This window comes from Actinomadura sp. NPDC048032, from assembly GCF_040653175.1.
In the GTDB taxonomy this organism is placed as follows: Bacteria; Actinomycetota; Actinomycetes; order Streptosporangiales; family Streptosporangiaceae; genus Spirillospora; species Spirillospora verrucosospora.
Genome location: NZ_JBEZJP010000483.1, coordinates 1 through 5716, shown reverse-complemented (window position 1 = coordinate 5716; position 5716 = coordinate 1). Strand labels below are relative to the sequence as shown.

The following is a 5716-nucleotide window of genomic DNA, read 5'->3' as shown; positions in this document are numbered from 1 at the left end:
GTGATCCCGCGTCCGCGCGGCCGTTTCGGCGCGAGGACCGGTGCAAGGGGAGAGATGTTCAAACGGCGCAGGCTCATGATCCAGATGAAGACCGCGGAGCAGGTCGAGCTGATGCGCGCGGCGGGTCTGCTCGTCGGCCGGACGCTGGAGCTGCTGCGCGCGGCCGCCGAGCCCGGCCTGAGCACGCTGGACCTGGACGCGCTCGCCGAGGAGCACATCCGCGACAACGGCGGCGTCCCGTCGTTCAAGGGCTACCACGGCTTCACGGGGACGATCTGCGCGTCGGTCAACGAGGAGATCGTGCACGGCATCCCGCGGGCGGACAAGATCCTGCGCGAGGGCGACGTGCTGTCCATCGACTGCGGCGCGATCGTGGAGGGCTGGCACGGCGACGCGGCGATCACGGTCCCGGTGGGGGAGATCACCGACGAGGAGCGGCGGTTGCTGGAGGTCGCGGAGGAGTCCCTGTGGCGCGGCCTCGCGGCCGGGCGCGCCGGCGCCCGCCTCACGGACATCTCCCATGCGATCGAGTCCCACATCCGCTCTCAGGGGCGCTACGGCATCGTCGAGGGCTACGGCGGGCACGGCATCGGGACCGAGATGCACATGGACCCGCTGATCCCCAACCACGGCGCGCCCGGGCACGGGCCCGTCCTGGAGCCGGGCATGTGCTTCGCGGTGGAGCCGATGGTGAACCTCGGCACGAAGGAGACCGTCGAGCTCGACGACGGCTGGACGGTCGTGACGACCGACGGGCGCTCCTCGGCGCACTTCGAGCACACGTTCGCGGTCACGGCGGACGGCCCCCGCGTCCTGACGGCGCTCGACGAAGGCCGGGACCGGTTCGCGAAGCTCGGATCCGCGCCGCAGAATGGAGAGTGAAGGCAGGTCCTGAGGAGCGGAGGAGCGATGGCGCCGAACCCTGAGATCCGGGCGTCGGACGCCGACCGCGACCGGGTGGCCGCGAGTCTGCGCGAGCACTGCGCGGAGGGCCGGATCACGATGGACGAGCTGCAGGAGCGGCTGGACGCGGTCTACGGCGCCAAGACGCTCGGGCAGCTCCAGGAGGTCACGTCCGACCTGCCCGAGGAGGACCTGTACCAGCTCCCGGTCCCCGCGACGCAGAGCAAGGGCACCGCGTCGCCGGCGCGGCGGCCGTCGGGCGACCTCGGACCGCAGCGGATGGCGGCGATGTGGGGCGCCTGGGCGACGGTCAGCGCGATCAACCTGACGGTGTGGCTGATCATCCTGGTGACGTCGGGCGCGGTCTACCCGTGGTGGATCTGGGTGGCGGCCCCGTGGGGCGCCGTCCTGCTGATGCGCACGGTCTTCGGCGGGCGCCAGGACGACCGCTGACGCGCCCGTCCGGCAGGGGCCGGGCCGGCGTGCCCGGTGCCGCCCGGCGGGGTCACTCCACGTCCATCAGGGGCCTGTAGTTCCCGGTCGGGGCGAAGTGGGTGGTGGCGGTGCCGTCCTCGCCGACGAGGTGCAGGGCGAACCCTGCGGGCTCCCCGGTGACGGCGGCGCGGCCCCGCTGGGTGAGGTCGAGGAACAGCTGCCGGTAGGTGCTCGGGCAGGTGGTGCAGACCCGTCCCGCCAGCGATCCGACCGTCGCCCGGTGCGCGTGCCCGGAGATCACCCGGACGACCTGCGGGTGCCGGGAGATCACGGCCGCGAACCCGGCGGGGTCGACGAACCGCAGGTCGTCGATGAACCGCATCCCGATCGGATACGGCGGGTGGTGGGTGGCGATGACGGTCGGGACGCCGGGCGCGGCGCTCAGCGTCTCCTCCAGCCAGGCGAGCCTCTCCTCGCTCATGTGCCCGTGGGGGTGGCCGTCGACGGTCGTGTCGCAGCAGACCAGGCGCACGCCGGCCACGTCGACGGCGTACTGGACGGGCGCCCCGGGCCCGGTTCCCGTCGCCGCGACCGCCGGATGGTCGGCGAACGTCCGGCGCATCTCGTCGCGGTCGTCGTGGTTGCCGCACATCGGGTAGACGGCCATCGGCAGCGGCGACAGCAGCGCGTGCAGCCGGGCGTACTCGGAGGGCAGGCCGCGGTCGGCGAGGTCCCCGGTGAGCACGACGGCGTCGGGCCGCGCGGGCAGCGACAGCAGGCTCGACACGGCGGCCCGCAGCGCGCGGACCGGCCCCGAGTCGTCGTCCATCCCGCCGTTGCGTCCGGCCGCCAGATGGATGTCGCTCAGCTGCGCGATGATCGCCATCGATCCCCTCCCCGTCGCCCCCAGCACATCACGGAACCCCGCGTTCCGGGCAGCCCCGGGCGCGGGCGCCGAGACGATCTTCGCGTCCGCGCGCCGGGACTGTCGACTCGCCCCCCGCCGGGAGCGCGGTCGCCGGGGCGGCGTCCTCCGCCTCGCCCGGGCGACGCGCGCTCAGGCGACGTGGGGGATGACGAGGGACAGGGCCGAGGTGACGTCCTCTGGAGCAGGGGCGACGTCGGGGACGACGTCGCGCAGCGCGAGCCAGCCGTTGATGGCCTGGACGGTCGGCTTGGCCTCGATGAGCTGGGGATCGTCGAGCCCGTACCAGGCGGCGACCTTGGACCACCGCCACAGCCGGTGACCGGCGGTGGACATCTCCGAGGACGGGAAGCCGGTGGCGCCGCGCGCCCCGGTGATCGCGTGCCGGACCGAGTCGAGGGACCGGCCCACCCGCTCGGCGATGTCGCGGATGGTCAGCAGCGGGTCGGCCTCCACCTGCAGGACGTGCAGGCCGGGCGCGCTCTCCTCGACGTGCCCGACCACCTCCATGATCGCCGCGGCGAGGGTGGCGCCGGGCCAGGTGCACGAGGCGTTTCCGCGCCGGTCGGCGTGCTGCGGCTCGCTGACGATCGACACGGTGACGGCGCCGTGGGTGCGGTCGAACAGCGGGTCGAGCTCGTCCTCGTAGAGGGGACGGCTGAGGATCAGCGCGAAGTCATAGCTCGGCATGCTGACCCTCCTCGAACGTCGCTCTCCTGGAAAGGTACAACGCGCAGGCGAGGTATGCTTGACTCGGGAGCAGTCTCCGGACACGTATCATGCGTCGATTTCGCATTGGACGGCCGGTTGACGTAGACTCCCTTGTCGGTCCGTCGACGGCCGCTCGATTCCCCTTCCTGGCGCATCCGCGCCGCGGTGCGGGTCGCGGCTGATTCTCCCCTGGAGAGCCGGACCGCGTCCAATGAGCCGATCAGCGAAGCGCGGAGGACATGCCCAAGAAAGAAGGGGCCATCGAGATCGAGGGCACCGTCATCGAGTCGCTGCCGAACGCCATGTTCAAGGTGGAGCTCGACAACGGGCACAAGGTGCTCGCCCACATCAGCGGCAAGATGCGGATGCACTACATCCGGATCCTGCCGGACGACCGCGTCGTTGTGGAGCTGAGCCCCTACGACCTCACGCGCGGTCGGATCGTCTACCGCTACAAGTAAATCCCACTGGGGTTGCCTTCCCCGTGCGTGGCGGCGCGGGGGTGACCCTTATCTCTAGGAGACCCAGTGAAGGTCAAGCCGAGCGTCAAGAAGATCTGCAACAAGTGCCGCGTCATCCGCCGGCACGGCCGGGTCATGGTCATCTGCTCCGACCCGCGCCACAAGCAGCGTCAGGGCTGACGCTCGCAACCCAGCAAGCGCACCGCAGCCTTCACACGGCCGTACGCGCCGGGTCCGGGAACTCCGGGATCCGGCCGTACGGCAGTGTCGTGTGGAGGGGCACCCCCGGAACTCCGGAGGCCGGGGCCGCCACCCGGGCAGGGTGTATGCGGAGGCGGTGCGTCCATACCTCCGGACGAATGAAGGGAACTGCCCACATGGCACGCCTCCTCGGCGTCGACCTCCCGCGCGACAAGCGCCTCGAGGTCGCTCTCACCTACATCTTCGGCATCGGCCGGACGCGGGCGCTGGAGACCCTTGCGGGTACCAGCATCAGCGGCGACCTGCGCGTGCACCAGCTCGGCGACGACGAGCTGGTCAAGCTCCGCGACTGGATCGAGGCGAACTACAAGATCGAGGGTGATCTTCGCCGCGAGGTCCAGGCGGACATCCGCCGCAAGATCGAGATCGGGTGCTACCAGGGCATCCGGCACCGCCGCGGGCTTCCGGTGCACGGTCAGCGCACGCAGACCAACGCCCGCACCCGCAAGGGCAAGAAGAAGACCGTGGCCGGCAAGAAGAAGGCCGGCAAGAAGTAGTCCGGAGTCGGTCCTCCGGATCGATGACCTCAAGAGTAGAGAGAGCACATGCCTCCTAAGAGCCGTGTCGGCGCCAAGAAGGTGCGCCGCAAGGAAAAGAAGAACGTCGCTCACGGGCACGCCCACATCAAGAGCACGTTCAACAACACGATCGTTTCGATCACCGACCCCAACGGCAACGTGATCTCCTGGGCCTCCTCGGGCCACGTCGGGTTCAAGGGCTCGCGCAAGTCCACCCCGTTCGCCGCGCAGCAGGCCGCCGAGGCCGCCGCCCGGCGCGCGATGGAGCACGGCATGCGCAAGGTCGACGTCTTCGTGAAGGGCCCGGGCTCGGGCCGCGAGACCGCCATCCGGTCGCTGCAGGCCACCGGCCTCGAGGTGGGCTCGATCCAGGACGTCACGCCCGTTCCGCACAACGGCTGCCGCCCGCCGAAGCGTCGCCGGGTCTGAGGCAGGGGAGATCTAGAACAATGGCTCGTTACACCGGTGCGGACTGCAAGCTCTGCCGCCGCGAGAAGATGAAGCTGTTCCTCAAGGGCAGCAAGTGCGAGGGCCCGAAGTGCCCGATCGAGATCCGTCCCTACCCGCCGGGTGAGCACGGTCGCGGTCGGCCCAAGGAGACCGAGTACCTGCTGCAGCTTCGCGAGAAGCAGAAGGCGCGGCGCATCTACGGCGTGCTTGAGCGGCAGTTCCACAACTACTACGTCGAGGCGACCCGCCAGCAGGGCAAGACGGGTGACAACCTGCTCATGCTGCTGGAGCGCCGGCTCGACAACGTCGTCTACCGGGCCGGCTTCGCCAAGTCCCGCGACATGGCCCGCCAGCTCATCCGGCACGGCCACATCCGGGTCAACGGCAAGAAGGTCAACATCCCGTCGGCCCTGGTCGGCGAGGCCGACATCGTCGACGTCAAGCCCAAGTCGCTGGAGATGACGCCGTTCCAGGTCGCCAAGGCCGAGGTCGGCGAGCGTCCGGTTCCGGCGTGGCTCGGGGTCGACGGCGAGAAGATGCGGATCCTCGTGCACTCGCTGCCCGTCCGGCAGCAGATCGACGCTCCCGTCCAGGAGCAGCTGATCGTCGAGCTCTACTCCAAGTAAGGGCTCAACGCCCGCCGGGGTCCCCCGTTGGGGCCCCGGCGGATCGGGGAAGAATCCAGAACGCGGTAGTCAAATAGCGGGCACCGCGGAAAGAAGGCACCACCATGCTCATCGCTCAGCGTCCCACTCTCACCGAAGAGCAGGTCGACGAGTACCGGTCGCGGTTCACCATCGAGCCGCTGGAGCCGGGCTTCGGCTACACGATCGGCAACTCGCTGCGCCGCACGCTGCTCTCCTCCATTCCCGGTGCGGCCGTCACCAGCATCCGGATCGAGGGCGTCCTGCACGAGTTCTCGACCGTGCCCGGGGTGAAGGAGGACGTCACCGACATCATCCTGAACCTCAAGGAGCTCGTCGTCTCCTCCGAGCACGACGAGCCCGTCGTCATGTACCTGCGCTGTAGGGCGCGGTGAACGCCTCGCCCTC

At 70.1% G+C, this 5716-nt stretch carries 9 protein-coding genes and 1 pseudogene; 8 read left to right on the top strand and 2 right to left on the bottom strand.

Going from position 1 to position 5716, the window contains the following annotated elements; translation table 11 throughout:
• Nucleotides 1-54: 54 nt before the first annotated feature.
• Complete coding sequence (map, locus tag AB0C69_RS36990; RefSeq protein WP_345176397.1) at nt 55-882, top strand: type I methionyl aminopeptidase; 828 nt, start codon at nt 55-57, stop codon at nt 880-882.
• Nucleotides 883-909: 27 nt separating this feature from the next.
• On the top strand, nt 910-1356 hold the full coding sequence (locus AB0C69_RS36985) for a DUF1707 domain-containing protein (RefSeq protein ID WP_360360277.1): 447 nt from the start codon (nt 910-912) through the stop codon (nt 1354-1356).
• A gap of 52 nt (nt 1357-1408) precedes the next feature.
• Here the strand turns inward: AB0C69_RS36985 and AB0C69_RS36980 are convergent, their stop codons facing one another.
• Both AB0C69_RS36980 and AB0C69_RS36975 read right to left on the bottom strand, forming a co-directional pair.
• Nucleotides 1409-2224, bottom strand: coding sequence for a phosphodiesterase (locus AB0C69_RS36980; protein WP_345176404.1), 816 nt, complete (start codon nt 2222-2224; stop codon nt 1409-1411).
• Between the two features lie 171 nt (nt 2225-2395).
• Nucleotides 2396-2953, bottom strand: coding sequence for a hypothetical protein (locus AB0C69_RS36975; protein ID WP_345176407.1), 558 nt, complete (start codon nt 2951-2953; stop codon nt 2396-2398).
• A 260-nt stretch (nt 2954-3213) separates the two neighbouring features.
• Here AB0C69_RS36975 and infA point away from each other — a divergent pair, with 260 nt between their 5' ends.
• From infA to AB0C69_RS36945, 6 genes and pseudogenes are all read left to right on the top strand, one after another.
• Complete coding sequence (infA, locus tag AB0C69_RS36970; protein ID WP_034519601.1) at nt 3214-3435, top strand: translation initiation factor IF-1; 222 nt, start codon at nt 3214-3216, stop codon at nt 3433-3435.
• A gap of 66 nt (nt 3436-3501) precedes the next feature.
• Nucleotides 3502-3615: a 50S ribosomal protein L36 gene (rpmJ, locus tag AB0C69_RS36965; protein WP_021596712.1), complete on the top strand. Its 114-nt coding sequence runs from the start codon at nt 3502-3504 to the stop codon at nt 3613-3615.
• A 197-nt stretch (nt 3616-3812) separates the two neighbouring features.
• Nucleotides 3813-4193 (top strand): 30S ribosomal protein S13, encoded by a 381-nt coding sequence (gene rpsM, locus AB0C69_RS36960; protein WP_345176414.1) that lies wholly within the window; start codon nt 3813-3815, stop codon nt 4191-4193.
• Between the two features lie 48 nt (nt 4194-4241).
• On the top strand, nt 4242-4643 hold the full coding sequence (rpsK, locus tag AB0C69_RS36955) for a 30S ribosomal protein S11 (protein ID WP_021596710.1): 402 nt from the start codon (nt 4242-4244) through the stop codon (nt 4641-4643).
• Nucleotides 4644-4663: 20 nt separating this feature from the next.
• Nucleotides 4664-5290, top strand: coding sequence for a 30S ribosomal protein S4 (gene rpsD, locus AB0C69_RS36950; RefSeq protein WP_345176417.1), 627 nt, complete (start codon nt 4664-4666; stop codon nt 5288-5290).
• 104 nt (nt 5291-5394) lie between these two features.
• A pseudogene (locus tag AB0C69_RS36945) lies at nt 5395-5688 on the top strand (DNA-directed RNA polymerase subunit alpha); the annotation flags it as partial.
• Nucleotides 5689-5716 lie beyond the last annotated feature (28 nt).

Coding starts and splice junctions, on each gene's coding strand:
- map (WP_345176397.1), top strand. CDS start 55: ATGTTCAAACGGCGCAGGCTCATGATCCAGATGAAGACCGCGGAGCAG.
- AB0C69_RS36985 (WP_360360277.1), top strand. CDS start 910: ATGGCGCCGAACCCTGAGATCCGGGCGTCGGACGCCGACCGCGACCGG.
- AB0C69_RS36980 (WP_345176404.1), bottom strand. CDS start 2,224: ATGGCGATCATCGCGCAGCTGAGCGACATCCATCTGGCGGCCGGACGC.
- AB0C69_RS36975 (WP_345176407.1), bottom strand. CDS start 2,953: ATGCCGAGCTATGACTTCGCGCTGATCCTCAGCCGTCCCCTCTACGAG.
- infA (WP_034519601.1), top strand. CDS start 3,214: ATGCCCAAGAAAGAAGGGGCCATCGAGATCGAGGGCACCGTCATCGAG.
- rpsM (WP_345176414.1), top strand. CDS start 3,813: ATGGCACGCCTCCTCGGCGTCGACCTCCCGCGCGACAAGCGCCTCGAG.
- rpsK (WP_021596710.1), top strand. CDS start 4,242: ATGCCTCCTAAGAGCCGTGTCGGCGCCAAGAAGGTGCGCCGCAAGGAA.
- rpsD (WP_345176417.1), top strand. CDS start 4,664: ATGGCTCGTTACACCGGTGCGGACTGCAAGCTCTGCCGCCGCGAGAAG.